Genomic DNA, 26692 nt, shown 5'->3' with positions numbered 1-26692 from the left:
ATCGGGTATGCGTGTACGCCGATTTGCTCAGGTGGTGGCGGGGATCCAGGGGTTTCCGGTGACGGCTTGGATCAGGGCGTCGAGCATGTTGTTGCCTTGGCGGATGGCGGTGGCGGTGTAGCTGCGGATGGCGGCGAAGTGTTCGGCGCCGGTCATGGTGCGCATGCTTCCGGAGACCTTGATCCGTAGTTTCGGCATACGGATGGTCTGTTCGGCGGCGTTGTTGTCGAAGGGGACGGCCGGGTCGGTGACGAATCGTAGGTAGTCGTCGCGGCGGTCGCGGAGCCGGACGAACAGGGCGTGGTGTTTGCGCTGGAGTTTGCCGTCGCGGCCGGCGGTGGCCTGCGCGCCGAGCACGACGGCGGAGCGCAGCAGGTGCTGCTGCTCGCGTAGGGCGTCCGGGTTCGCTGTGTCCTGCCCGGTGTGGGCGTCGTCGGCCAGGCGGTTGAGCCGGCGCAGCGCGTTGATGGCTTGGGTGGCGAGGTCGGCGGTGGGGCCGGTGGCGGTGTCGGTGACGTAGGCCAGTTCACGCAGCACGTGGGCGTTGCACAGGGCGTGGTTGGCGCTGGTGTAGGTGTCGTATGGCGCCCACGCGTCGTGCACGGCGACACCGGTGAAGCCGGGCAGGACACCGGCGTCGTCAATGGCGGCGGCGCCGCGTCTGCGGTGCGCCGTGAGGAGCACGTCGGTGCCGGTGGACGCGGAGTGCAGCCAGGCCAGACGGCCTTCGACGCGCATCCCGGTCTCGTCGAAGTGCACGACCGGCGCCTGCCGGATCCGGTCGCGGATCACCGGCAGCACCTGCTCGATGATGCCGAGGGCGGTGCGTTTGACCCAGGCGGTGACCGTGGCCGCCGCGACCGGCAGGCCGAACAGGTCCCGCAGCGCGTCGGCGGTACGGCCGATCGACAGGAACTGCCCGTGCAACAGGTAGACCCCGATCGCGGCGATCCGCGGCCCGTACACGGCAGGCGCGGTGGCCTCGGCGGGCCCGATGCCGGTGGTGCGATGTCCACACGGGCAGGCGAGGGTGACGATCTGATGCTCGGTCACCACGACCGTCGGTTCCGGAATGTCGAACACCTGCCGCCGGGTCACGGACACTTCGGCCGCGCCGGCCAGATCGTTGTCGCAGCCCGCGCACACCTCGGGGGTGTGCCGCACGATGACGTCGGGGTCGGCGACCTGCTCCAGAGTGGCGCCGGGCTGCCCGGCCGGGCGCCCCGGCCCCCGCCCGGACCTACCGCGCAAAGATTTGGGTGCCGGCTTGGCCAGCCCGTCCGTCGACGGCGGTTTCGAGGAGTTCTTCGACGACTGCTTCAGCTGGGCTTCCAGATCAGCGATCCGGCACTTCGCCGTACTGAGGTCAGCCTCCAGCTCCGCGATCCGCCCGAGCGCCTGATCCAACCGGGCGAACAGGTCCGCGTTCAGCGCAAGCAGCTGCTCATACGACGGCTGCGAAGGATCGGCGGGCACGAACGGTCAACGACCCACCCCGGCCAAACACCTCTGAAAGATCAACGACACCTATCCAGTTACGTCGCGTGAAGGTCTGTTGGTCAGCTCGTGCGCTGACAGAGCGTAGCCACCTGCAAGAACCAAGCCGAGATCATTGCCGGCGTCGAAGCCGAGGCGCAACAACCGCCGATGCAGTTCGTCCATTGGTCAGGTGGCCAGCTCGGGGAGCTGTCGCTCCCAGAGGGCAACCAGGCGTCGGGAAGTCAACCGCCGGATCCGGGGCCAGTCGGCACACAGCAGGGTGGCGTTGACATAGCGAACAATGTCCTCACGCTGGCCGCAGTCCAACAACGTGCGATACAGCGTCAGACGCTGCCGTGCGTCGCCCACGTCGAACTCGGTCAGACCGGACCATGCCAGCCGCACCGGCAGGGCGACGCGACCTTCAGCCGGCCCGGTCAGCAGCGACAGCGAGGGCGGGACGCGCTCGGCCGCGCCGATCAAGCGGGATGGCAGGGTCTTGGTCGAGTTCACCCGCCCAGTATCGCCCACAGGTCCGACATCGTGGGCCGGGCGATTCGGTGAGTCGGCTCCCATACGCTGGGATGCGGGGGAGGACTAACGTCTGCGTCATGACCCACGGCTTCGAGACGCTCGCGATCCACGCCGGCCAGGACCCGGAGGCCCGCACCGGCGCGGTGATCCCACCGATCTACCAGACCAGCACCTACGCCCAGGACGCTGTCGGTGCGCCCCGGCTCGGATACGAGTACAGCCGTTCCGGCAACCCCACCCGGGACGCGCTCCAGGAGTGCCTGGCCGCGCTGGAGGGCGGACCGGTCGGTCTCGCCTTCGCCAGCGGTCTGGCCGCCGAGGACACCCTGCTGCGGACCGTCTGCGGCCCCGGCGACCACGTGGTGATCCCGGACGATGCGTACGGCGGCACGTACCGGCTGTTCGCCAAGGTGGCGCAGCGATGGGGGCTGACGTACACCCCGGCGAAGGTCTCCGACCCGGACGCGGTGCGGGCCGCGATCCGGCCCGGCACCACGAAGGTGGTCTGGTTGGAGACGCCGACGAACCCGCTGCTCGGCATCGCGGACATCGCCACCCTCGCCGCCGTCGCCCACGACGCCGGGGCGCTGCTGGTGGTGGACAACACGTTCGCCTCGCCGTACCTGCAACAGCCGATCGGCCTCGGCGCGGACGTGGTGGTGCACTCCACCACCAAGTACGTCGGCGGCCACTCCGACGTGGTCGGTGGGGCGCTGGTGGCGGCCGACGCCGGGCTCGGCGAGGAACTGCGCTACCACCAGAACGCCATGGGCGCGGTCAACGGCCCGTTCGACGCCTGGCTGACGCTGCGCGGGATCAAGACCCTCGGGGTACGGATGGACCGGCACTGCGACAACGCCGAACGGATCGTCGGCTACCTGGACGGGCACGCCAAGGTGCGGGAGGTCCTCTATCCGGGCCTGCCGTCGCACCCCGGTCACGAGGTGGCCGCCAAGCAGATGCGCCGGTCCGGCGGCATGATCTCGTTCCGGGCGGCCGGTGGTGAGGAGCACGCCGTCGAGATCTGCAACCGGGCCCGACTCTTCGTGCTCGCGGAGTCCCTCGGCGGGGTGGAATCCCTGATCGAACACCCGGGTCGGATGACACACGCCAGTGCTGCCGGCTCGCCGCTTGAAGTTCCCTCCGATCTCGTGCGACTGTCTGTCGGCATCGAGACGGTCGAAGACCTGCTCGCCGATCTGGAGCAGGCGCTGGGCTGACCGCTGGCTTTGGAGGGTGGCCGTGCAGGACATCATGCCGACCTGGGTCGGGGCGACCGCCAAACAGATCGCCCGAGGCGTACGGCGGGGCGACGTCTCCGCCACCCAGGTCCTGGCCGACCATCTCGACCACCTCGCGAAGGCCGACACCGACCTCGCCGCGTTCCGGGCGGTACGCGGCGGGCAGGCGGTCGCCGAGGCGGAGAAGGTCGACGAGCAGGAGGACCTGAGCAACCTGCCGCTGGCCGGGGTGCCGGTGGCGGTCAAGGAGAACACCCCGGTGGCCGGGGTGCCCACCTGGAACGGTTCGGCCGCGGTGCGTACCCCGGTGGCCGAGGCCGACCACGAGGTGGTCCGCCGGCTGCGCGGCGCGGGCGCGGTGATCCTCGGCGTCACCCGGATGCCCGAGCTGGGTCTGTGGGGCGCGACCGACGACAGCACCGCGGTCACCCGCAACCCCTGGGACCTGGGGCGTACCCCGGGTGGCTCGTCGGGTGGCGCGGCGGCGGCGGTCGCCGCCGGGTTGGTGCCGATCGCCCAGGGCAACGACGGCCTCGGCTCGATCCGCATCCCGGCGGCCTGCTGCGGCCTGGTCGGTCTGAAGCCCGGCCGGGGCGTGGTGCCCTGCCAGCTCGGCGCGGAGGACTGGTTCGGGCTGACCGAGCACGGCATGCTCGCCACCACGGTCGCCGACGCGGCGGTCGGCTTCCAGGTGCTCGCCGGCCGTGCCCAGGAGAAGCTGGTCCCGCCGCAGCGGCTGCGGGTCGGGGTGTCGCTGCGTTCCCCGGTGCGCGGGGTCTCGCCGGACGCGCCGAACCGCGACGCGGTCGCCGCCGCCGGTCGACTGCTCGCCGCCGCCGGGCACGATGCCGTCCCGGCCGACCCGGTCTATCCGACCGCCCTCGGGTTGCAGGGCATCGCCACCTGGTTCGCCGCTGCCGCCGCCGACGTGCGGGCCGCCGGGATCGACCGCCGTGACCTGCAACCCCGCAGCCGGCGGCACGTCACGTTCGGGGAGTGGGCCTGGCGGCGCGGGTACGTCCGGGAGGCCGACCGGCTCGCCTGGCGCGAGCGGTCGATCGGCTTCTTCACCGACCACTCGGTGGACCTGCTGCTCACCCCGGCGTTGGCCAGCGCACCGCCGCCGGCCACCAGCTGGTCGGCCCGGTCCTGGCAGGCCAACATGCTGGTCAACATCCGGTACGCCCCGTACGCGGCACCGTGGAACATCGCCGGGCTGCCCGCGCTGGTGGTGCCGGTGGGTCGCCGCCCGGACGGCCTGCCGCTGGCCGTGCAACTCGTCGGGCCGCCCGGGTCGGAGCTGCTGCTGCTCGGCGTCGCCGGCCAGTTCGAGATGGCCGCCCCGTGGCCCCGCCACGCCCCCGGCTATCCGCGCGTCGGAACGGGGTCGCCGGCCACCGCGTGACCGTGCGTACCGGCTAGGTCGACGCGCGCGGCGGGCCATCCCGCCGGCCGCCCCGGCCCCCGCTCCGTCGGACGTGCAGCCGTCGGTGTCCACGCCGATCCGGGTGCCAGGGAACCCCGGTGGGGCGGGTGGCACGATCGGGGCATGACGGAACTGGTCAGCCTGGACGACGTGCGGGCGGCGCGGGAACTGCTCGCCGATGTCACCCGCACCACCCCGCTGGAACCCTCCCGTCCGCTGAGCGCGGCGCTCGGCGGGCCGGTCTGGCTCAAGTGCGAGAACTTCCAGCGCGCGGGGTCGTACAAGGTGCGCGGCGCGTACGTGCGGATCTCCCGGCTGTCGGCGGCGGAGCGGCAGCGGGGGGTGGTGGCGGCCAGCGCCGGCAACCACGCGCAGGGGGTGGCCCTCGCCGCCGGCCTGGTCGGCGCGCACGCCACCGTCTTCATGCCGGCTAACGCGCCGCTGCCGAAGGTGGTGGCCACCAAGGGGTACGGCGCGCAGGTGGAGCTGGTCGGCGCCACGGTGGACGAATCCCTGGTGGCGGCGCAGACGTTCGCCGAGCGTACCGGCGCGGTGTTGATCCACCCGTTCGACCACCGGGACGTGATCGCCGGGCAGGGCACGGTGGCGTTGGAGATCCTGGAGCAGTGCCCCGAGGTCAGGACGATCGTCACCGGGGTGGGCGGCGGCGGGCTGGTCTCCGGGATGGCGGTGGCCGCCAAGGCGCTCCGCCCCGACGTCCGGGTGATCGGGGTGCAGGCGACGGGCGCGGCGGCCTTCCCGCCGTCACTGGTGGCCGGCGAGCCGGTACGCCTACCCGCCTTCAGCACCATCGCCGACGGCATCGCGGTCGGTCGCCCCGGCGACGTCACCTTTACCCACGTCCGCAAACTCGTCGACGAGATCGTCACGGTCACCGAGGAGGACATCTCCCGGGCGCTGCTGATGCTGTTGGAGCGCGGCAAGCAGGTGGTGGAGCCGGCCGGCGCGGTGGGCGTGGCCGCGTTGCTGGCCGGAGCGGTCGAGGTGGAGCCACCGGTGGTGGCGGTCCTCTCCGGTGGCAACATCGACCCGCTGCTGATGATGCGGGTCATCGAGCACGGCCTGGCGGCGGCCGGGCGCTACCTGCGGGTGACCGTCCGCTGCTCGGACCGGCCGGGGCAACTCGCCTCGTTGCTGGGGCAGATCGCCGAGCACCGGGCCAACGTGGTGGATGTGGAGCACCAGCGTGCCAACCCGCACCTGCGTCTCGGTGAGGTCGAGGTCGCGCTGTCGGTGGAGACCCGGGGTGTGGAGCATTCTGACACGTTGATCAGCGCGTTGCGGGCCAGCGGCTACCAGGTCTCCATTGCGCCAGAGGCGTGACACCGCACGGTGTCACGCCTCTGGGCTGGTGGGATGGCCGGCCCTGGACGCTGCCGGGCCGGCGGGTCGTTCAGCCGGAGAACGGCTCGAAGCTGACCACGGTCACCTTGATGTCCGCGCCGCTGGGCGCGGTGTAGGTGCAGGCCTGGCTCGCCTTGCCGCCCAGGATCGCCTGGCCGAGGGCCGACTCGGGGCTGTAGACGGTGAGATCGGTGGTCGCGGCGATCTCCCGGGAACCGAGCAGGAAGGTCTCTGTGTCGTCGGCGTCGTCGTCGAAGTAGATCGTCACGACCATCCCGGGCGCTACGGCGTCGACGGTCGGCGCCTCACCGACCTGGGCCGTGCGGAGCAGCTCCTTCAAGTAGAGGATGCGCCCCTCGGCCTTGCCCTGCTCCTCACGCGCGGCGTGGTAGCCGCCGTTCTCGCGCAGGTCGCCTTCCTCGCGCCGTGCGTTGATCTCAGCGGCGATGACCGGCCGGTTGGCGATCAACTCGTCGAGTTCGGCCTTCAGGCGGTCGTAGGCGTCCTGGGACAGCCAGGTGGCGGGCGCCTCGTTGCCATTGGACACAGGCGGTCCTCCTCGGTTGTGCGGGCTGGCTGACAGGTGAACCTCCAAGTTACCAGTGCCGTACGACAAGGAGTGTCGGTGATCACGTCCGTGCACCGGGCGACCCCGGGCCGCCCGGTGATCCGACGATGGGCCCGCCGCCGCAGGCCGGGTGGGTTCGGACCGTCGTCCCGGTGGGTTCGGGCCGTTTTCCTGGGTGGGTTCGGCCTGCCTCACCGGTGGGTCAGGCCGCCGGCCGGCAGCGGACGACCTCGCCGATGAAAGGGCGGGCGCTGGTGGCGAGCGGGTGCCGCACGGTGACGCTGCGCTGCCCGTCGGCGGCGGCCACCGGGACCTCCTCGCGGGCCACCTCGGCCCCGGCGTGGTCGCGGGCGCGCAGCACGCAGACCGCCGCGCCGCCCTCCGGCAGATTCACCCGGAAGTTGACCACCACCTGCTGGTCGGTTATCTCGCCGTAGGTGATCACCTGGGCGTCGTAGGCCGGGTCGCCGTACTGCCGGTAGAGCCGGAACGAGACAGCGGTGAGCGCCACCAGCACCGTGACCACCAGCAGCGTGGTCAGTAGCTGCCGGCGGCGTCCCGGCGTACGGCGGCGGCCGTACCGGCCGGGCGGGAAAACCGGGGTGGTCGATGCAAATGTGGCGTGCGTCTCGGTCACCGGCGGGTATCTCCTGGCGTTGTCGTCGGGCCCATCGGCAAGAATGACAGAGGGCCGTCGTTCCTGTCCGACCGGGCATTGCTGTTTCCTGGTGTCAAATATGACAGGCCGGCACGGGCCGGGACCGCGACGGGGGAGGATTCCGGCAGGTCAACGGTGTGACCCGCGGGCCGCCGGTGGGCATAGACGAGGAGCGCCGACCGTGGCAGAACAACTCCGGCTCATGGCCGTGCACGCGCATCCCGACGACGAGTCGAGCAAGGGTGCCGCGACCACGGCCAAGTACGTCGCCGAGGGGGTGGACGTGCTGGTGGTCACGTGCACCGGCGGCGAGCGGGGCAGCGTGCTCAACCCCAAGCTGGACCGGCCCGAGGTGTGGGCCAACATCGCCGACATCCGGCGGGCGGAGATGGACGCGGCCCGCGCCATCCTCGGCATCGAGCAGGCCTGGCTGGGCTTCGTCGACTCGGGACTGCCCGAGGGCGACCCGCTGCCGCCGCTGCCCGAGGGCTGTTTCGCGCTCCAGGACGTCGGGGTGGCCGCCGGTCCGCTGGTACGCCTCATGCGGCAGTTCCGTCCGCACGTGGTCACCACGTACGACGAGGAGGGCGGCTACCCGCACCCGGACCACATCATGTGCCACAAGGTCAGCGTGGCGGCCTTCGAGGCGGCCGGTGACCCGGAGCGCTACCCCGAGCTGGGCGAGCCGTGGCAGCCGCTCAAGCTCTACTACGACATCGGCTTCTCCAAGGGCAAGATCCTCGCCCTGCACGAGGCGATCCTGGCCGGCGGTGCCGAGTCACCGTACGCGGAGTGGCTCACCCGCTGGGACGACCGGCCGGACAAGGGCCCCCGGATCACCACCCGGGTCGAGTGCGCCGAGTACTTCCCGGTCCGGGACGACGCGTTGCGCGCCCACGCCACCCAGGTCGACCCGGACGGCTTCTGGTTCCAGGTGCCGATGGAGCTGCAACAGCGCGCCTGGTCGACGGAGGACTTCCAGCTCGTACGCTCGCTGGTCGACTCGCCGCTGCCCGAGTCGGACCTGTTCGCCGGCATCCGGGAGACGGCGCATGCCCGCTGATCCGGCGGCGGGCTACCCTGGTCGGACATCGCACTCCGGAGGAATCCCATGTTGACCGTCGCACAGGTGCTCGCCCAGAACAATTTCGGGGACACCCGCACGGGGGGCCTGGCCGGTCCGATGGGCCTGTTCCTCATCCTCGTCCTGGGCACCGCGACCGTGCTGCTGATCCGCAACATGAACGCCCGGCTGCGCCGGCTGCCCGACCGGTTCCCCGGTCAGGAGCCCGTAGTCGAGTCGGGCACCGCGCAGCAAACGGTCAGTGATCCGACAGATGAGAACGTGATGCTGGATTCATCCGGTGACGCTCCCAACCGGCGTCAGCAGCGTCGCGACGCCTGATCGGGGCATGATTCACGCTGAACCGGATGGTCGCCCCCTGTTGCGACCATCCGGTTTGGCTTAGCCTTCCGCCGGGAGGACCGGAAGTCCTCATGCCGTGCGCGGGAGGGGGCGCCGATGACCATCGCAGTCGTTTCCGCCCTTCGCGCGCCCTGTTCCCGCCCGTCGGGAGTGGGTCGGTGACCTCCGGCAGGGCCGGTCAACCGCTCGACCGGCCCGAGGGCCGTCGCACCCCGGTCGGGGTGCACCTGCTGACGGTCGCCGTCGGACTCACCGCCGTGGTGGCCGCCGTGGTGGGGCTGAGCGTGCCGGTACGCCTGCCGGCCGACGACCCGTTCGGGCCGTTCGACGGGCTGACCCGCTTCGGCATCGCGGTCGCACTCTTCGCTCTGTCGCAGTTGGCCCGCCTGCGGTTCCGGGCCGCCGCCGGGGTGGTCTCCATCACCTGGGCCGAGGCCGCGCTGATCGTCTGCCTCTATCTGGTGCCGCCCGGATGGCTGCCGGGCGCGGCCCTGATCGGCATGATCCTGGCCTGGACGATCCTGTCCGTGGTGGACGACGGCAGATCCAGCTGGGACGTCGTCCGCATCGCCGGATCGCAGACCGCCGCCGTCGCGCTGGCGGTGTCGGTCACCACCGCGCTGGGCGCGCCGATGCTGGCCGCCCCGACTCCGGCCCTCGCCCTCGCCCTCGCCGCCGGTGCCCTCACCTACCTGCTGGCCGGTGCCTGGCTGGGCGGGGTGATGCTGGCGCTGCGGCACGGCATGCCGATCGGGCGCCCACTGCTGGCCGCGTTGCGGGGCAAGCTGCTGATGTTCGTCGGCAACGTGGTCGCTGGCCTGATCGTGGTGGCCCTGATCGAGTTCGACCCCCGGTGGCTGGTGTTGCTGCCCGTGCCGCTGTGGCTGCTCCACCAGACCTACCGGCAACGGTTGCGCGACGAGCGTGAACGGCGCACCTGGCGGTCGTTCGCGGAGGCGACGGCGGCGCTCAACCAGCTCGACGAGCGCGGCGTGGCGATCGCCGGGGTGACCGGCGCGCTCACCGTGTTCGAGGCGGAGATCGTGGACGTGGAGGTGGTCCGGGGCGACGGTCGTTGGCGCCGTTACCGGGGCGACCCCAGCGGTCAGGTGGTCGACCGGGAGATCGCGCCACCCGGCGACACCGAACCCGACCCGGACGAACTGCTCCGCGACCTTTCGGTGGGCGAGACCCGGGTCGGCCGGCTGCGCGTACGGCTGCCCCGGACGGCCCCCGCCACCGAGCGGGAACGGTACGCGCTGGCCGCCTTCGCCGAGGCGCTGTCGGCCGCCCTGCACGACGCGGCGACCCATCGTGAGCTGCGGGTGGTCACCGCGCGCTCGTCGTACGAAGCGGTGCACGATCCGCTGACCGGGCTGGTCAACCGGACGGCCATGCTGGGCCAGGGCGACCAGGCGCTGCGGAAACTCACGCACGACCACCCGGTGGCCCTGCTGCTGCTCGACATCGACCAGTTCAAGGAGGTCAACGACACGCTCGGGCACGCCGCCGGCGACCAGCTGCTGCGGTTGACCGCCAACCGGCTGGGCACCCTGACCCGCGGCGGCGACCTGCTCGCCCGGCTCGGCGGCGACGAGTTCGCGCTGCTGCTGACCTCGGTCCCGGTACTCGGCGACCGCACCGCCCCGATGGCGTACGCGCTGCGGCAGGCCCGGGAGATCACCGAGCGGCTGGCCGCGCCGACCGAGGTGGCCGGGGTACGCATGTCCGTCGAGGTGTCCGTGGGCGTGGTGGTGGCGTCGGCCGGCACCGCCGACCTGACCGAGCTGCTGCGCCGGGCCGACATCGCGATGTACCAGGCCAAGTCCGGTGGCGGCAACGTGGCGGCATACGACAGCTCCCGGGATGCGGCCAGCACCGACCAACTCGCCCTGCTCGCCGAGCTACGCGAGGCGCTGCTGGCCGACGACCAGCTCGTGCTGGTGTTGCAGCCGGCCGTGGACCTGGCCACCGGTGCGCCGACCGGGGTGGAGGCGCTGATCCGCTGGCGGCACCCGCGTCGGGGCTTGCTCGGTCCGGCCGACTTCATCCGGCCGGTGGAGAACAGCGAGCAGTTGGGCACCTTCACCCGGTACGTGCTGGACAAGGCGCTCGGGGTGGCGGCCGGCTGGGCCCGCGAGGGCCTGGACATCCCGATCTCGGTCAACCTCTCCGCCCGCAGTCTGCTGGACCACCGCCTGCCGACGGAGATCGCCGACGCCCTGCGCCGGCACCAGGTGCCGGCCGACCGGCTGGTCCTGGAGATCACCGAGACGGTGGTGATGAGCGAGCTGGAGATCATCGACCAGGTGCTCAGCGCGCTCCGGTCGATGGGTGTGCAGTTGGCGGTCGACGACTTCGGCACCGGCTTCTCGTCGCTGGCCTTCCTCGCCCGGATCCCGGTCGACGAGTTGAAGGTGGACCGGTCGTTCGTGCTCCGGATGGCGGATTCGCCGGAGGCGGCGGCGATCGTCCGCAGCACCGTCGGACTGGCCCACGAACTGGGGCTGCGGGTGGTGGCCGAGGGCGTGGAGACCGCCGCCCAGCGCTCGGCTCTGGCCGAGTTGGGCTGCACCGCGGCCCAGGGCTACCACTTCTTCAAGCCGATGCCCGCCGACAAGATCGGTGCGGTGCTCGGCTCGCTGTCCCGCCAGAGCCCCACCAACGTCCTGCCGCTGCGCGCCGACGGCGCCTCCTGACCTGTCCCGCCAACCCCCGTGGTGGCGCATCGCTAGCGCCGGCTGCCGCCCGGACGCAGCATCGCCGGGTACAGCAGGGTCGCGTTCCCCCGCCGGTAGAGGCCGGCGGGGCGACCGGTGGGGGGATAGCGACGCTCCCCGGTGGGCACCACGAAGCCGGCCACCCCGGTCACCTTGCGGTGAAAGTTTCGTGGGTCGAGGCGTACCTGCCAGACGGCCTCGTAGACGGCACGCAACTCGCCGATCGTGAAGGTCTCGCCGCAGAAGGCAGCCGCGAGTGGCGAGTACTCCAGCTTGGCACGAGCCCGTTCTAGCGCGTGTCGGAGGATGACGTCGTGGTCGAAGGCGAGCCATCCGCAGCCCAGCCGCTCAAGGTCCAACGGTTCCCAGTGGGCCCGGGCCGCGTCGGTACCGGCCACCGGGGTCGGCAGGTCGGGTGCGATCGCCAGGTACGCCACCGAGGCGATCGGGCCTCGCGGGTCCCGTCCAGGCGTGGCGTACGTCCGGACCTGCTCCAGATGCAGGCTACGTCCCTCAAGTCCGGTCTCCTCGGACAACTCCCGCACTGCGGTGTCGTGCAGGTCCTCACCAGAGCGGACGAAGCCGCCAGGGAGGGCCAACTGTCCCTCGAACGGCGGTTTGCCGCGCTCGATCAGCAGGACCGCTAGCTGGCCGTCACGGATCGTGAGGATCGTCAGGTCGATGGCGATACGGAAAACGGTAGGCTGGTCCGGCACATCCGGAAGCGTAGCTCTGCCTGCCGTGGCCTGCGCAGGCATCCTGATCACAGGAGCGGCCGCCCGTCTTGGACCCGACCACCAGCCCACACCCGGTCGAACTCCTGTAGGAAGTGGTGATACCAGATCGGGTCACGTTCTGCACGGAGGGTAACTGTCGCCTCTCGTCCGTCCGGGCGGTGAGAGTAGATGTCGAGCGAGATACGTCCGGTCGGCTCGGTCGGATCGACCAGCACCATGCCGAAGGCGGGCACGAACCGCAGCAGCCGGACCTCCAACCGGCCGGCGCCGCCCGTCTCGGTGGCAAGATAGTCAAGTAGGTCGATGGTGGGCTGAATGCGGTGCGCGAAGATGTTTCCCCCGGCCGCCGCACCGAGGCCGTTGCGCCGGGCCGCCTCCTCCGGCGCCGAACTGGCCGGATCTATCAAAGCCACTCGGACGGTGGCGCCGGCGAGCAACTGTTGTCGCAGCTCGTCGAGATGGTTGCGAACGGTCCGACTCAGACTGACGCCGACCAGCCGGATATCCCGCGCGTTGACCATTGGCGTCACGCCGCCGGGAACCGCGACGGTGAGCACCCGGTCCATCGAACTCACGCTGTCGCCGCTGAGGCCGCCAGCCACCGACCGTAGTCCGGATTCGATGCGCCGCAGCCGTCGATGACCGGTCAGCAGTTCGAAGGTGATCACACCGAGAACGGCCAGGGTGGCCGCGGCCACCACCTTCGGTCCGGTGACATCGAGCAGGCCGAGCAGGCCGACGACCAACGCCGTACCGGAGACGAGGAACGTCTCCAACTCCCGAGCGGTCAGGCGACGGGGCAACGCCGCTCGACGGGGACCGACGGAGGCCGTGCGTTGGTCGTCGGCGTGATTCATGACTCTTCCGGTGCCAGTCTCAGGAAGGGCAGGAGCCGTTCCAGGACCGCCGCCGCATGCCGGGAGGCAAGCTCGTGGTCACGATGGCCCTTCTGCCGGTCGGCATGGTCGGAGATGCCCCGTATGGTCATCCATCCGCGCAGCGGGCGGGCTCCGTCCACTGCCTCGTAGAAGCCCTGGGCCAGCCCGCCTGCCTCGGTCTCCACCGCGAGGACCTTTTCGTGGACCTCGACCAGCCATCCACGGATGTCCGAACCTGCGTCGGTCACCACCGCGTTGCCCGAGCCGACGGGTCCACGGTGGATCCGATGGCTCCGCCCCGGTTCGAGCTGGAAGAGCGTGCCGTGACGGACCAGGAAGTCGTTGACCCGGCGCCGGAGCACAGGTGCGGTCGCCTGGATCCGACCTCGCCGTTTGGGGCCGTCCTCGGTCTCCCGTCGGCTGTCGTACCAGATCACCTCGTCGGCAAGGACCACGTCGCCGATCTCCACGTCGGCCCGCACCGCCCCGGCGATCCCGACCAGCAGGACGAGTTGCGGAGCAAAACGTTGACACAGGTCCCGGAAGGCGATCAGGGCAGAGTGCGTACCGGGTTCGAGGGCCTGGGTGGCCACCACGCGTAGTGGTCCCTCTGGTGTGGAGACGGTGGCCCGGTGCACGGCAGCGCCCCCGTACGCCCGATCCACCCAATGGTCCGGCGCGCGGCTGAGTACCTCGGCCACGGCGGCCATCTCTTCCCGCAGCACGGTGAGGACCGCCACGTCGGCGCGGCGACGGACGGAATCGGCGGAGCCGGTCGAGCCCGGCGCGGTGCCGTGGTGGAGGTGCTGCTCCGCGCTGACGTTTCCGCCCACCGAGATGGTGCCGCCGCTGGCCACAATGCCGCTGTTCGAGACCGAGGACAGGTTCATCGACCGCCTCCTGAGCCGGGCTGTCCTCCGTTGGTCTGGGTGGCGCTCACGTCTCCGTGGACCGTCAACGTGCCGTTCGTGACCACCGCACCGGCGTTGAGGACAGTGAGCGCCCGTTGGCGGTACTCGACCGTGTCCACGCCCCGGCGGTCGAGAAAGTCGAGCACGGCCGCCAGTAGTCGACGCTCGATGATCCGCTGGTATTTGTCGATTTCTTGGGTCTGGGTGTGGCTGCGAGTGTCTGGCGCGGTACCGGCTTCCCGGACGCTCACCGCGGCGCCGTAGTCGTAGCCGACACGTATGCTCCGGTCGGATCGGATCCAGTCGGCGCTGAGGAGGGCATCCAGGCCGACGCGAAGTAGGTTGACCGGGGCTCGACCGATGGTCGTCGGGGCGTCCAGCAAGCCCCACACGCCGGCCCGCAGGTACGCTTCCCGCCCGGTGCCGCCAACCTGGTCGACCACTCGATAGCGGTCGTCGCAGGGCGGCAGCGCCGTCGAGGTGAACTCGATGTAGAGCGACTTCCCCTGCACCGCCACGTGAACGTGCACGGTGGTGACCAGTTCACCCCGCCAGGAGACCACCTGACATACCAGGTAGTGACGAGCCGGCCCGGTCGGATTACGGATGATCTCCGCAACGTGTGCGGGGGGCGTGTACGGCACGAGCTGTGCGACCTCGGTGCCGGCCAGGAATATCCGGTCGTTGACGGTCAGCCCGGGAATCTGCCGCTCCGCTGCGGGCTCTGTGGTCAGAGCCGTGAGTTCGTCGCGCAGGTGGCCGACCAACTGCTCGGCGGTGAACGGGGCGCTGGTGAACTCCCGCTCACCCTCCGGTGCCAGTTCCGGTAGGGGGCTGGCGGCACGGACCAGCCGCTGCGCGAGACCCCAGCTCTTCCAGGGATACCCGGCGCCGACGAAGGGCCGGTAGCCGGAGTAGACGACGGTGTTGCCGCTCTCCTGCCGTTTGATGTCGTCGAAGCGGGCCGAGCGGGACGGCGGGGCGGGGGTCAGTCCGGGAGCGAACGCATCGAGCCGGTTCTGCCGGGCCAGACTCGCGACGACCGGTGGAGCGAGGATCAGCCCGAGTATCAGCAGCAGGACGGCTCCGGTTGCGCCGGGGACGGTCGTGGCGTCGGAGGCTCCACTGATCGCGGAGCCGAGGGCGAAGGTGAGGGCGACAGGCACGAGCAGCACGAGCAGCGCACCGGCGACCATCAGACGGAAGATCACGAGCAGGACCCGCCCGATGATGAGGCCCGCGCTGGCGGACCGGCCTTGGCGTAACTCTCGCGAGATCTCCTGGATGAGCCGCAGAGCCGAGGTGGTCAGGTAGAGCGAGATCAGGACGGTGAGCGTGAGCATGAATGCGGGAGGTGCGACGCAGGCGCTGAACACCACGGTGCCGACGATCACCGCGTCCCTGATGGTGAAGAGCCGGCGCGCCTGAAGGCAGTGTCCGAGCACGGCGACCAGATCGAAGCCGTACGACGGGGCGACCAAGCGGCGGTCCTGGCGGTAGACCTGGTTGAGGCTGGTCCGCAGGAACTGCTCGTCGAGGTATGCACCTGCACAGAGATGCCGGGTGGCGTTGGAGACCACGGCCGGCGGCGGGGTGGACGGGGTTTCCGGAGGTGCGCTGGCTTGTGCATGGGTCATGACGTCCGTCCAAGGGCGATCGTGAGCCTGATGGGCGCAGGGCGGGTGAGGAGGGCCGATCGTCGGCAGGTCTTCGTCGACTGCACGGTCGGACCGCTTTATGTTTGACTGACGATAAGTTGACGCTACGTGGTGAGGTGACTTCATGTCAATGGGACGATTAGCGGACGGCGTCCGCACCCGGAGGAGGCCCTGCCGCCACCACGGCGGCTGGATATGGTCGTCTGGTGAACCGACTCGCGGATGCCACCAGCCCGTACCTCCTCCAGCACGCGGACAACCCGGTCGACTGGTGGCCCTGGTGCGAGGAGGCGTTCGCCGAGGCGAAGCGGCGGGACGTGCCGGTGCTCATCTCGGTCGGCTACTCCGCCTGCCACTGGTGCCACGTGATGGCGCACGAGTCGTTCGAGGACGCCGGCGTCGGCGCGCTGCTCAACGAGGGCTTCGTGTCGATCAAGGTGGACCGCGAGGAGCGGCCCGACGTCGACGCCGTCTACATGACCGCCACCCAGGCGATGACCGGTCAGGGCGGCTGGCCGATGACGGTCTTCGCCACCCCGGACGGCACCCCGTTCTTCTGCGGCACGTACTTTCCCCGGGCGAACTTCGTCCGCCTGCTGGAGTCGATCGGCACCGCCTGGCGGGACCAGCGCGACGCCGTACTGCGTCAGGGCGTCGCGGTGGTGGAGGCCATCGGCGGCGCCCAGGCCGTCGGCGGACCCACCGCCCCACTCACCGCTGACCTGCTCGACGCCGCCGCCGACCAACTGGCCGCCGAGTACGACGAGACCCATGGCGGCTTCGGGGGTGCCCCCAAGTTCCCGCCGCACATGAACCTGCTGTTCCTGCTGCGGCACCACCAGCGCACCGGCTCGCCGCAGAGCCTGGAGATCGTCCGGCACACCTGCGAGGCGATGGCCCGGGGCGGCATCCACGACCAGCTCGCCGGAGGCTTCGCCCGGTACGCTGTGGACGAGCACTGGACCGTGCCGCACTTCGAGAAGATGCTCTACGACAACGCCCTGCTGCTGCGGGTCTACACCCAGCTCTGGCGGCTCACCGGCGATGCGCTGGCGCTACGGGTGGCCCGGGACGTCGCCCGGTTCCTCGCCGACGAGCTGCACCGCCCCGGCCAGGGTTTCGCCTCGGCGCTGGACGCGGACACCGAGGGCGTCGAAGGGCTCACCTACGCCTGGACCCCGACGCAACTGGTCGAGGCGCTCGGTGAGGAGGACGGCCGCTGGGCCGCCGACCTGTTCGCCGTCACCGAATCCGGCACCTCTGAGCACGGCAGGAGCGTGCTCCGGCTGGCCCGGGACGTCGACGACGCCGACCCGGAGGTACGCGCCCGCTGGCAGGACGTGATCCGTCGGCTGTTGGCCGTGCGCGACACCCGACCGCAGCCGGCCCGCGACGACAAGGTGGTGGCCTCCTGGAACGGGCTGGCCGTCACCGCGCTCGCCGAGTTCGTCCGGCTCGTCGAGACCGCCGGGCGGATCGGCACCGAGGGCGAGGCGAACCTGCTCGACGGGGTCGTCATCGTCGCCGACGGCGCGATGCGCCAGACCGCCGAGCACCTGGCCCGGGTGCACGTGGTGGACGGGCGGCTGCGCCGCGCCTCCCGGGACGGCCGGGTCGGTGAGCCGGCCGGCGTGCTGGAGGACTACGGCTGCGTGGCCGAGGCGTTCTGCGCCATGCACCAGGTGACCGGCCAGGGGCGGTGGCTGGACCTGGCCGGCGAACTGCTCGATGCCGCCCTGGCGCACTTCGCCGCACCCGGCGGGGCGTTCTACGACACCGCCGACGACGCGGAGCAACTGGTGACCCGGCCCGCCGACCCGACCGACAACGCCACCCCCTCCGGTCGCTCCGCGATCGCCGCCGCCCTGGTCAGCTACGCGGCTCTGACCGGGGAGAACCGGTACCGGGAGGCAGCCGAGGCGGCACTGGCCACCGTCGCGCCGATCGTCGGGCGGCACGCCCGGTTCACCGGGTACGCGTCCACCGTCGGCGAGGCGTTGCTCGCCGGCCCGTCCGAGATCGCCGTGGTCACCGGGGACCCGGCGAACGACCCGCTGGTCGCGGCGGCGTACCGGCACGCCCCGCCCGGCGCGGTGATCGTCGCCGGGCAGCCCGACCAGTCGGGGGTGCCGCTGCTGGCCGGTCGGCCGCTGCTCGACGGCCGACCCGCCGCGTACGTCTGCCGGGGCTTCGTCTGCCAACGGCCGGTCAGCGGCGTCGACGACCTGGTGGCACAACTGCGCTGACACCGGTGACCGCCGGCCGGCGCCCCGACCGGCCCGGATAGGCTGGCGCCGCTATGGATTCCCGTACCGGTCTGCCTGTTGTCGGCATGGTGGGTGGCGGCCAGTTGGCCCGGATGACCCACCAGGCCGCGATCGCTCTCGGTCAGTCGCTGCGTGTGCTCGCCCTCACCCCGGACGACGGCGCGGCGCTGGTCGCCGCCGACGTCCAGTACGGCGACCACACCGACCTGGCCGCGCTGCGCACCTTCGCCAAGAGCTGCGACGTGGTCACCTTCGACCACGAGCACGTGCCCACCGCCCACATCCGCACCCTCGCCGGTGAGGGGGTGAAGCTGTTCCCGCCGGCCGACGCACTCGTGCACGCCCAGGACAAGCAGGTCATGCGGGAGCGGCTCGGCACACTCGGCGCGCCCAATCCGGCCTGGCGCCCCGTCACCACCCCGGCCGACGTGGTGGCCTTCGGTGACGAGGTGGGCTGGCCGGTGATGCTCAAGGCGGCCCGGGGTGGGTACGACGGCCGGGGTGTGTGGCCGGTGGCCGACGCCGCCGTCGCCGACGACCTGGTGCGGACCCTGCTCGACGGCGGGACCACGCTCATCGTCGAGGAGCGGGTGGCGTTGCGCCGGGAGCTGGCGGTGCAGGTGGCCCGCTCGCCGTTCGGTCAGGTCGCCGTCTATCCGGTGGTGGAGACGGTGCAGCGGGACGGTATCTGCGTCGAGGTGCTGGCACCGGCACCCGACCTCGACGAGGAGCTGGCGGTCTCGGCGCAGCAGCTCGCCATCGACCTGGCCACCGCGCTCGGCGTGGTCGGCCTGCTCGCCGTGGAGCTGTTCGAGGTGGCCGATCCGGCGGCCCCGAGCGGCAGCCGCGTCGTGGTCAACGAGCTGGCGATGCGCCCGCACAACTCCGGGCACTGGACCATCGAGGGCACCCGGACGTCGCAGTTCGAACAGCACCTGCGGGCGGTGCTCGACTACCCGATGGGCGACACCGCGCTGACCGCGCCGGTGGTCGTGATGGCGAACGTGCTCGGCGGCGAGCCCGGCGGCATGTCCATCGACGAGCGGCTGCACCACCTCTTCGCCGCCGAACCGACCGCCCGGGTGCACCTGTACGGCAAGCAGGTCCGTCCCGGCCGCAAGATCGGGCACGTCACGGTGCTCGGCGACGACCTGGACGAGGTACGCGCCCGGGCCGCCCGGGCCGTCCGCTGGCTCCGCGACGGTACGGAGTGACCGTGTGGGCCCGCAGTTCGTGAACGAGAGGGAGAACGACGTGAGCACGGTCGGTGTGATCATGGGTAGCGACTCGGACTGGCCGACCATGAGGGCGGCAGCCGACGTGCTCGCCGAGTTCGAGGTGCCGTACGAGGTCGAGGTGGTCTCGGCGCACCGCACCCCGGTGAAGATGATCGACTACGGACGGGCCGCCGCTGGTCGGGGCATGAAGGTGATCATCGCGGGTGCCGGTGGCGCCGCCCACCTGCCCGGCATGATCGCCTCGGTCACGCCGTTGCCGGTGATCGGCGTACCGGTGCCGTTGAAGCACCTCGACGGTCTGGATTCACTGCTGTCCATTGTGCAGATGCCGGCGGGCGTGCCGGTGGCCACCGTGTCGATCGGCAACGCACGCAACGCCGGGCTGCTCGCCGTGCGGATCCTGGGCACCGGCGCCCCGGCGCTGGTCGATCGGATGTCGGCGTACCAGGCGGATCTGGAGCAGCTCGTCGCGGAGAAGGACGCCGCCCTGCGCGCCTCCCTGTAGGGGTGCCGTGTTCAGTGCTTCGTGTAGAGAGCCGTGTTAGGAGGGGTCCCCTGCTATACACGAGGCGTTAGCAGGGGACCCCTCCTTACATCTCAGGTTCACCGCATGCCGCGCAGAGCCGTCTGGAGGCGTTCCTGGGCGCGGCGGCGGCGCTCGTTGCTGGCGCCGAGCACGAGCAGCAGGATGCCGACCGGGATCAGCACCAGCCACGGCCCGAGGCTGAACAGGGCGTGCACGGCGGCGATGGCGGTGACCACCGCGCCGACGATCACCGGTGCCTGCTGACGGGTCATGGAGCCGAAGACCAGCACCGCCACCGCACCGAGCAGCAGCAGCACCTGCCGCAGCGTGCTGGAGTCGGTGGCCAGCACGATCGCCAGGGTGGGCACGAAGGCGGCGACCAGCGCCGGCCCGTACGCCACCCAGCTGCTCAGGTCGGCCCGCTGCCGCACCTCCAGCACGCCGACCAGCAGCGCCAACGCCGCGAACGGCAGCGTGTACGCCTCGGGCAGCGCCACGTCGGCGACCCACATCAGGATCCACCAGGCGGTGATCTCGCAGACCACCACACCCCAGAACAGGATGCGGCGTTCCACCGGCCGGCGACCTGGCCGGATGGCGGCGAGCCCGAGGACCGCGCCCCAGGCGGCCAGCAGGGCGGCGATGTGCCGGGGCGAGTCGAAGGCCAGCGCCAGCGCGATGAGCGCGGCGGCGTACCCGCTCCACTCCACCGTCGCCGCCTCGCGCCGCGCCTCGGGGCGACGGAAGCGGGGCAGGACTGCCGCGAAGACCTGTAGGGCCGCACCGACGGCGAGTACGCCGAACGCCGACCAGACCGGGGCGAGCCCGGCCACCAGTCCGGCGGTGAGCACCAGGAGTTGTGCCTTGAACGAGGCGAACAGCCAGCCGAGGATGCGCGCCCGGGAGGTGGTGCCGTACAGGGCGGCGACCACTCCGACCGCGACCCCACCGGCGAGGGTGAACAGGGTCAGCTCCCGGGTGGCGAGGCTGCCGGCGAGACCCGCCCCACCGGCGGCCAGCCCGATCACGAACACCAGGACCCGGGCCAGCCGGATCGAGCGGGCCCGCTCCACCAGGGACGGTGGCGGGGTCAGGGCCAGCCCCAGCATCGAGATGGCGAACACGGCCAGCGCCGAGAGGGTGCTCGCCGGCCAGCCGCTGCCGAGCGCGACCGGGGCGATCAGCAGGGTCACCGCGGCGCCGGGCAGCACCACCGGCACCGCACGGGTACGCCGGCCGCCGCTGAACCCGGTGGCGGCCAGGGCCGCGGTCACGGTGAGCAGCAGCGCGGTGAGCACATGGGTGGGGTTGACCGCGGCCGGCGGCGGATTCAGCAGTTCCGGTGGTGGCCCCTGCCAGATGCGGTTGAGCGTGCCGTGCGGGTCGACGAGTGCGGCCAGCAGCGCCGGGGCGATCGAGACCAGCGCCAGGATGACCGGCAGGGCGGCGGCCGCCAGTGCCCCGGCGGCAGGGCTGACCCGCCACCGACGCCGTACGCCGTCGTCGGGCAGCCGGCGCAGGGCACCGTCCAGCAGGACCGTCCACCGGCGGACCGGCTGGGCCGCGCCGACCGGCGGTTCGGTCGCTCCCCGGACCAGTTCGGCGAGTACCCCGAGCAGGGCTGCGGCGGCGGCGTACACGCCGACCGGCAGGTGCATGGGTACGGCGGCCAGCGCGGTCACGCTCGCCCCGCCGACCACTCCGGCACTCGCCCAGGGCAGGTACTGCGGCACCTGGCGGCGGACCGCGGCGGTCGCGGCCAACCCGAGACTGGACGCGGCCAGGCCGGCGGTCAGCACCACTTCGGGTGGGTGGCCGAACTCGACGGCCAGGGCGGCTGTGGCACCTGGCAGCGCGAGCAGCGCGGCACCGATGCCCGCGCCGCCGATCTGCGCCAGGTGCGGCGGCATCCCCTCGACGTGGATGTCGTCGACCAGCGGCTCCGCCATCGACCGGGCGAGCGCCGCCACGACCGCGCCGATCAGCACCACGCTGGCCAGGGCCAGCGCGGTCGTCCACGGCCGGACCAGACCGGCACCGGCGGCGTGCAGCGCCACCACCCCGGCGGCGGTGATCCGGGACAGTCCGGCCCGGGGGTCGACGGAGGCGACTGCGGCCATGCCGAGGACGGCGGCGACCATCGCACCGATCACCACCGGTGACCACCAGCCCAGGTTGAACGCGGCGGGCGCGCCGATGGTGGCGAGCACCACCGCCACGCCGGAGACGTCGTACCTCCAGGGCGGCGGCAGCAGGATGCCGGCCGCCAGCGCGAGCAGCAGCAGTGCGATCGGGCCCTGCCACGTCGTACCCCCGGTCGGGGCGGCGGGCCAGCCGGTGAGGTCACCGTTCCAGATGGGCCCGGGGGTGGCCAGCACACCCACGCCACCGCGCAGCGCCATCCACCCGGCCAGCAGCCCGATCAGCACCCCGCCGACGGCGAGACCGAGCACCGGTCCGCGCCGCCACTGCTCCGGCATGGCCCGCGCGGCCACCGAGACCACCAGGACCAGTGCGGCGGCGACCGCGAGCTGGCCGCCCGGTGCCAGCACCGCGCCGATCCGCAGCAGGGTGGCGACCAACGCCGCAGTGACCGCTGCGGCGGCCAGGTCGGAGCCGTCCATCGTGGCGTCGGCGCGACGGCCGCTGTCGATCGACGGGGCCAGGAAGATCAGCACGGCGGAGACCAGCAGCAGCGCACTCACCCAGGCATCGGCCACGGTGGCGCCCGGGGCGCCGAAGCCGGCGGCGGCGACCACCAGCGCGCCGAGGCCGGTACCCACCGACAACGGCATCGGGAGATGCCGCTGGGACACCTGGACGATGGCCGCGTAGCCGAGGGTGACGCAGACGGCGAGGAAACTGGCCGCCAGCACCGGCACGGTCACCTCCCGCAGCGCGGCCGGGGTGAGTACCGGGCCGGCGGGCAGGGTCGCCGCGACGAAGGCCGCGACCGCTCCGGGCAGGGCGAAGGCTGCGCCACCGGCGGCCCAGGCGGAGACGGTGTCGGCCGTCGCCGGGGCGAGCCGGATCCGGGGCGCGGCGGCGATCAGGATGCCGGCCAGCACGAGGGCGAGCAGCACGGCGGCGGTCGACGCCGGGCGGGCCAGGGCGGCACCGGCACCGGCCAGACCGGCGGCGGTGGCGGCCACCGCGTGCGCAAGGGCGGCCCGGGGGGTACGGGCGGAGAGGCCGACCGCCCCGATCCCGATCGCGGTCAGCACCATCGGCCAGGGCGCCAACGCCCAGGACAGCCCGAAGGAGGCGGGTACGGCGAGCGCGGTCAGCGCCGCACCGGTCACCGCGAACTCGCGGCGGATCTCCGGGGGCAGGGCCAGCACGGCGGCAACGGTCAGCAGGAAGGCGCTGGTGGCGAGTTGCCAGGCGGCCGGTCCGACCGCGGCGGCCAGCTCGGCCGGGTACCGGTCCAGGTCCGCCGCCCAGGCCGGCAGGGCGGCCTGGATCGGGGCGAGCCCGGCACGCAGGGCACCGCCGGCGACCAGCACCCCGGTGACCGTCAACGCGATCGCGGAGGCGAGCTGCGGGCCACGGCGGGCGGACTCCGGCACCGCCCGGACGGCCAGGCCGGTGACCGTGATGACGGCCGCGATCAGCAGCAGGGCGCGGCCGGGCAGGGCCACCGAGGCGATCCGGCCGAGGGCGCCGATGACGGCGAGGGTGAGCACACCCGCGCCGATGTCGGGCAGCGGTGGACGCCGCAGCACCAGCGTCCCGGCCAGGCAGACGGTGGCGGCCAGCAGCAGCACCAGACCGGCCCCGGTGGCGCCCGGCACGGTGGTGGCCTGCAACAGGGCGGTCACCGCGTACGCGATGGCGACCGCGACCGCGACGCCGTGCAGCACCCAGGTCAGCTCCCGCAGCCCGGGTACCGGCCGGGTCGGCGGGGCGGTACGCCCGGTGCCGGTCGGGTCCAGCACCTCGCCGGCTTCCTCCGGCGCACCCTCGGGCCGCCCTTCGTCCTGCCGTTGGCGTGGCGGGTTCGTCCGGCCGGGCGGGGCCGGGGTCGGCTCGTCGGTGAGCGGCTGCTCCACAGTGACCGGGGAGCGGGCCAGCCAGAGATCGAGCAGGGCCACCACGGTCAGCACCAGCGCCCAGCCCACCGGGCCGCTGATCCGGTCGTACGCCAGCAGCGGCACCACCGGCTGAGCGGCCAGCACCGTGGCGAAGCGGGGCGCCCGCAGCCGGGTCCATCCGGCGTACCCGACGGAGACGGCGGCGGCGACCGCGAAGATCACTCCGGCGAAGACCGCGCCGGAGGCGCCACCGGCACCGATGGCGTCGACGGTCCAGAGCGCGTACCCGGCCAGTGGCACCAGGAGCAGGCCCACCGCGGCGATGGTCTCGGCGGTGGAGGTCAGTCCACGGCGGACCAGCACCGGCGGGGCGAGCAGCATGAGGACGGTGGCGAGCAGCAGGATGCCGAGCCGGGTCAGCGCGTCCATCGAACTGGTCGCGACCACGGCGAAGACCACTGCGGCCACTCCGAGCAGGAGCGCGCCGAGCCCGAGCGGGATGTTCTGCACCTCGCGCGAGGAGGCTTCCGGCGGGTGCTCGGGGTCGTCGGCGTCCAACCAGACCGGTGCGTCCGGCGGCGGGTCGTCCGCCCCGAAGCCGGCCCCCTGCCGGGGCACCCGTGGCGGTGCGGTCCCGCCGCCCGGGCCGTGCGTCGCCCGGCTGCTGCCGTCGCCGGGTGGCCTGCGCCTGCCGTCGACGGGTTGCTTGCGGGCCGGCCCGCCGGTGCCGTCGCCGGGTGGCCTACGCGTCGGTCCGCCGTCGACAGGTGACGTACGGGCCGTCGTGCTGTCGTCGGCCGGTGGCGTGCGCGTCGGTCCGGTGGCGGGGTCGGCGGGCTGCCGGCGGGGCGGCGGGGTGGTGCGGTCGGTCGTGGGAGCCGAGGCCGCAGCGGTGGTGTCGTCGCCGGGGGCGGTACGCGACGGCCGGCGGCGGAGCACGCGGTGCGACCGACCGGACCGCTTGAGACGTTCGTCACCCGAGTTGCCGGCGTGCGCGAGGATGTCCCGCTGGAAGAGCGCGGCCTGCATCTTCGAGGCGAGTCGCCGTTGCTCGCTGGCGATGGCGGCCTCGCGGGCCTTCATCTCCGCGATGGACCGCTCGATGTCCGCCAGGTGCTCGGCCCATTGTGGCTGGTGGGCGCCGCAGCGCGGGCAGCGGACGGCCGGCTTGATCTCCTGGCCGCACGAGGAGCACTGAAAGGTCGCCACGACACCCCTCCACCCGCAGTGTGGATTCCCACTGTCGCAGCATGCCCAATGCGGCCCAGGAATTCGACCGTTGTCGGCGGGTCACGCACCCCTCAAGATCAAACCCACCCACCCAGCCCCACGCGACCCGACCAGCCCCACGCCCCCTCAGCCCCACCCCACCCCCGGGATGGACCGGCTCACCCAGGCTGCGGAAAACCCCCACCGCAACCAAAGACCCAAAGAGCAGATCAGGGCCGCCCCATCCCCCGATACTCCCACCCTGCCTGCGTCCACAGTGCCGAGTCGAGGCAGTTGCGGGCGTCGACCACACGCCGCCCGGTGACCAGTTCGCCGAGTGCGCTCGGGTCGGCGTTGCGGAAGTCCGCCCACTCGGTCAGGACGCAGACCAGGTCGGCGCCGGCGACCGCCGCGTTGACGTCCGGCTCGCAGATCAGCTCCGGCACCGCCCGGCGGGCGTTCTCCATGCCCTGCGGGTCGTAGACGTGCACCTCGGCGCCGGCCTTGTGCAGCAGCGCGGCGACGGCGAGGGCGGGCGCGTCGCGTACGTCGTCGGTGTTGGGTTTGAACGTCGCCCCGAGGACGGCGATCCGGGTGCCGGACAGGTCCGGGCCGGCCGGGCCGGAGCGGCGGCCGAGCAGGTCGGCGGCGAGTTGGAGCACCCGGGTCCGCCGACGCAGGTTGATCAGGTCGACCTCGTGCAGGAAACGCAGCGCCTCGCCGGCGCCCAGTTCCTGTGCCCGGGCCTGGAAGGCGCGGATGTCCTTCGGCAGGCAGGCGCCGCCGAAGCCGAGCCCGGACTGGAGGAAGCGGTTGCCGATCCGGGGGTCGTACCCGATGGCCTTGGCGAGCTGGGTGACGTCGCCGCCGGCGGCCTCGCAGACCTCGGCCATCGCGTTGATGAAGGAGATCTTGGTGGCCAGGAAGGCGTTCGCGGCGACCTTGACCAGCTCGGCGGTGGCGAAGTCGGTGACCACCAGGGGGACCTCGCGGTCCTCGGTGGCGGCCAGGTCGAACACGCCCTTGTGCGCGGCGTAGAGCATGCCGTTGGCCCACTCGCTCTTGACGCCGACGACGATCCGGTTCGGCCGGAGCACGTCGTCGACGGCGAAGCCCTCCTGGAGGAACTCGGGGCTCCAGGCCACCTCGACGCCCAGGTCGGCGGAGGCGTGCTTGCCCACGAGCTGCTCCACCCACTCGGCGGTGCCGACCGGGACGGTGGACTTGCCCACGATCAGGGCCTTGCGGGTCAGGTGCTGGGCCAGGCCGGTGACGGACGCCTCGACGTACGACAGGTCGGCGCCCATGCCGTCGGCGCGCTGGGGGGTGCCGACGCAGATGAAGTGCACGTCGCCGAAGTCGGCGGTCTCGGCGATGTCGGTGCTGAACCGCAGCCGCCCGGCGGCCAGGTTGCGCCGGAGCAGCTCGTCCAGGCCGGGCTCGTGGATCGGCACCTCACCGGTGTTGAGCTTGGCGATCTTGTCGGCGTCGACGTCGAACCCGAGCACCTCGTAGCCGAGTTCGGCGTAGCAGATGGCGTAGGTCGCGCCGAGATAGCCAGTGCCCAGGAAGGTCACCCGAGGTCGGGAGGCACCCGAGGGGGGTGTCACCGAGGCGATGGCGGGCATCGGCTGGGTGTTCGGGTACGGGATGGTCACGCCTGTCTCTCCGCTCGCACTGGCGGCGCTGGTCGCGTCGCGGTCCGCTGCGGTGCCTGGTGGGGCACCGGAGGGGGTTCTGCTGTCTGTGCTCCATCATCGCCGAGCGGCGTCCATGCGCCGTCCCGGCCTCAGCCTACGCGCCGGTAACATGGCTCG

18 protein-coding genes and 2 pseudogenes are annotated in these 26692 nt (G+C 72.2%); 9 read left to right on the top strand and 11 right to left on the bottom strand.

Annotated elements, in window-relative coordinates; genetic code table 11:
* Positions 1-27: 27 nt before the first annotated feature.
* Positions 28-1476, bottom strand: a complete 1449-nt coding sequence (gene tnpC / locus ID554_RS08210) for an IS66 family transposase (RefSeq protein WP_191088755.1) — start codon at positions 1474-1476, stop codon at positions 28-30.
* A gap of 189 nt (positions 1477-1665) precedes the next feature.
* Positions 1666-1992 (bottom strand): hypothetical protein, encoded by a 327-nt coding sequence (locus tag ID554_RS08205; protein ID WP_117229449.1) that lies wholly within the window; start codon positions 1990-1992, stop codon positions 1666-1668.
* Positions 1993-2090: 98 nt separating this feature from the next.
* Here ID554_RS08205 and ID554_RS08200 point away from each other — a divergent pair, with 98 nt between their 5' ends.
* From ID554_RS08200 to ilvA, 3 genes are all read left to right on the top strand, one after another.
* Positions 2091-3233 (top strand): cystathionine gamma-synthase, encoded by a 1143-nt coding sequence (locus tag ID554_RS08200; protein WP_117229448.1) that lies wholly within the window; start codon positions 2091-2093, stop codon positions 3231-3233.
* 16 nt (positions 3234-3249) lie between these two features.
* Entirely contained in the window at positions 3250-4659 is a 1410-nt protein-coding gene (locus tag ID554_RS08195; protein WP_117229447.1) for an amidase, read from the top strand.
* 144 nt (positions 4660-4803) lie between these two features.
* On the top strand, positions 4804-6024 hold the full coding sequence (ilvA, locus tag ID554_RS08190; protein WP_117229446.1) for a threonine ammonia-lyase: 1221 nt from the start codon (positions 4804-4806) through the stop codon (positions 6022-6024).
* A 70-nt stretch (positions 6025-6094) separates the two neighbouring features.
* Here ilvA and greA read toward each other — a convergent pair whose 3' ends face one another.
* Positions 6095-6592, bottom strand: a complete 498-nt coding sequence (gene greA / locus ID554_RS08185) for a transcription elongation factor GreA (protein WP_117229445.1) — start codon at positions 6590-6592, stop codon at positions 6095-6097.
* Positions 6593-6815: 223 nt separating this feature from the next.
* Positions 6816-7250: a DUF4307 domain-containing protein gene (locus ID554_RS08180; RefSeq protein WP_117229444.1), complete on the bottom strand. Its 435-nt coding sequence runs from the start codon at positions 7248-7250 to the stop codon at positions 6816-6818.
* Positions 7251-7452: 202 nt separating this feature from the next.
* On the opposite strand from ID554_RS08180, the gene mca reads away from it, so the two are divergent.
* From mca to ID554_RS08165, 3 genes are all read left to right on the top strand, one after another.
* On the top strand, positions 7453-8334 hold the full coding sequence (gene mca / locus ID554_RS08175; protein WP_117229443.1) for a mycothiol conjugate amidase Mca: 882 nt from the start codon (positions 7453-7455) through the stop codon (positions 8332-8334).
* Between the two features lie 48 nt (positions 8335-8382).
* Positions 8383-8676, top strand: coding sequence for a hypothetical protein (locus ID554_RS08170; protein WP_117229442.1), 294 nt, complete (start codon positions 8383-8385; stop codon positions 8674-8676).
* A gap of 179 nt (positions 8677-8855) precedes the next feature.
* Positions 8856-11396, top strand: a complete 2541-nt coding sequence (locus ID554_RS08165) for a putative bifunctional diguanylate cyclase/phosphodiesterase (protein ID WP_223884490.1) — start codon at positions 8856-8858, stop codon at positions 11394-11396.
* A 32-nt stretch (positions 11397-11428) separates the two neighbouring features.
* Here ID554_RS08165 and ID554_RS08160 read toward each other — a convergent pair whose 3' ends face one another.
* The 4 genes from ID554_RS08160 to ID554_RS08145 are packed head-to-tail and all read right to left on the bottom strand — an operon-like array spanning position 11429 to position 15580.
* Positions 11429-12133, bottom strand: a complete 705-nt coding sequence (locus tag ID554_RS08160) for an NUDIX hydrolase (protein ID WP_223884489.1) — start codon at positions 12131-12133, stop codon at positions 11429-11431.
* Between the two features lie 47 nt (positions 12134-12180).
* Positions 12181-13011 carry a hypothetical protein gene (locus tag ID554_RS08155; RefSeq protein WP_117229440.1) on the bottom strand — a complete coding sequence of 277 codons (831 nt, stop codon included), beginning with the start codon at positions 13009-13011 and terminating at the stop codon, positions 12181-12183.
* Positions 13008-13922 (bottom strand): 5'-methylthioadenosine/S-adenosylhomocysteine nucleosidase family protein, encoded by a 915-nt coding sequence (locus tag ID554_RS08150; protein ID WP_117229439.1) that lies wholly within the window; start codon positions 13920-13922, stop codon positions 13008-13010. The genes ID554_RS08155 and ID554_RS08150 overlap by 4 nt, the downstream gene beginning before the upstream one ends.
* Positions 13919-15580 carry a hypothetical protein gene (locus ID554_RS08145; RefSeq protein ID WP_147333514.1) on the bottom strand — a complete coding sequence of 554 codons (1662 nt, stop codon included), beginning with the start codon at positions 15578-15580 and terminating at the stop codon, positions 13919-13921. Before ID554_RS08145 ends, ID554_RS08150 begins: the two co-directional genes overlap by 4 nt.
* A gap of 227 nt (positions 15581-15807) precedes the next feature.
* Between ID554_RS08145 and ID554_RS08140 the strand changes: the two genes are divergently transcribed.
* Genes ID554_RS08140 through purE form a run of 3 tightly spaced genes read left to right on the top strand, consistent with a single transcriptional unit; the run spans position 15808 to position 19611 of the window.
* Positions 15808-17847, top strand: a complete 2040-nt coding sequence (locus ID554_RS08140) for a thioredoxin domain-containing protein (protein ID WP_117229437.1) — start codon at positions 15808-15810, stop codon at positions 17845-17847.
* Positions 17848-17900: 53 nt separating this feature from the next.
* Complete coding sequence (locus tag ID554_RS08135; protein ID WP_117229436.1) at positions 17901-19082, top strand: 5-(carboxyamino)imidazole ribonucleotide synthase; 1182 nt, start codon at positions 17901-17903, stop codon at positions 19080-19082.
* A 40-nt stretch (positions 19083-19122) separates the two neighbouring features.
* Positions 19123-19611, top strand: coding sequence for a 5-(carboxyamino)imidazole ribonucleotide mutase (gene purE / locus ID554_RS08130; RefSeq protein WP_117229455.1), 489 nt, complete (start codon positions 19123-19125; stop codon positions 19609-19611).
* Positions 19612-19709: 98 nt separating this feature from the next.
* On the opposite strand, the pseudogene ID554_RS08125 reads toward purE, so the two are convergent.
* The 3 genes and pseudogenes from ID554_RS08125 to ID554_RS08120 all read right to left on the bottom strand — a co-directional run.
* A pseudogene (locus ID554_RS08125) lies at positions 19710-23630 on the bottom strand (SCO7613 C-terminal domain-containing membrane protein); the annotation flags it as partial.
* 47 nt (positions 23631-23677) lie between these two features.
* A pseudogene (locus tag ID554_RS32985) lies at positions 23678-24785 on the bottom strand (hypothetical protein); the annotation flags it as partial.
* Between the two features lie 320 nt (positions 24786-25105).
* A complete protein-coding gene (locus ID554_RS08120) occupies positions 25106-26533 on the bottom strand; it encodes a UDP-glucose dehydrogenase family protein (RefSeq protein ID WP_117229435.1) in 1428 nt (475 codons plus the stop codon).
* Positions 26534-26692 lie beyond the last annotated feature (159 nt).

It is taken from the genome of Micromonospora craniellae, from assembly GCF_014764405.1.
Classification (GTDB): domain Bacteria; phylum Actinomycetota; class Actinomycetes; order Mycobacteriales; family Micromonosporaceae; genus Micromonospora; species Micromonospora craniellae.
This window is presented reverse-complemented; position numbering and strand designations above follow the sequence as displayed.

Excerpts from the sequence above, each read along its gene's own strand:
- ID554_RS08200 (WP_117229448.1), top strand. The coding sequence starts at position 2,091 with ATGACCCACGGCTTCGAGACGCTCGCGATCCACGCCGGCCAGGACCCG.
- ilvA (WP_117229446.1), top strand. The coding sequence starts at position 4,804 with ATGACGGAACTGGTCAGCCTGGACGACGTGCGGGCGGCGCGGGAACTG.
- ID554_RS08170 (WP_117229442.1), top strand. The coding sequence starts at position 8,383 with ATGTTGACCGTCGCACAGGTGCTCGCCCAGAACAATTTCGGGGACACC.
- ID554_RS08155 (WP_117229440.1), bottom strand. The coding sequence starts at position 13,011 with ATGAATCACGCCGACGACCAACGCACGGCCTCCGTCGGTCCCCGTCGA.
- ID554_RS08150 (WP_117229439.1), bottom strand. The coding sequence starts at position 13,922 with ATGAACCTGTCCTCGGTCTCGAACAGCGGCATTGTGGCCAGCGGCGGC.
- ID554_RS08145 (WP_147333514.1), bottom strand. The coding sequence starts at position 15,580 with ATGACCCATGCACAAGCCAGCGCACCTCCGGAAACCCCGTCCACCCCG.
- ID554_RS08135 (WP_117229436.1), top strand. The coding sequence starts at position 17,901 with ATGGATTCCCGTACCGGTCTGCCTGTTGTCGGCATGGTGGGTGGCGGC.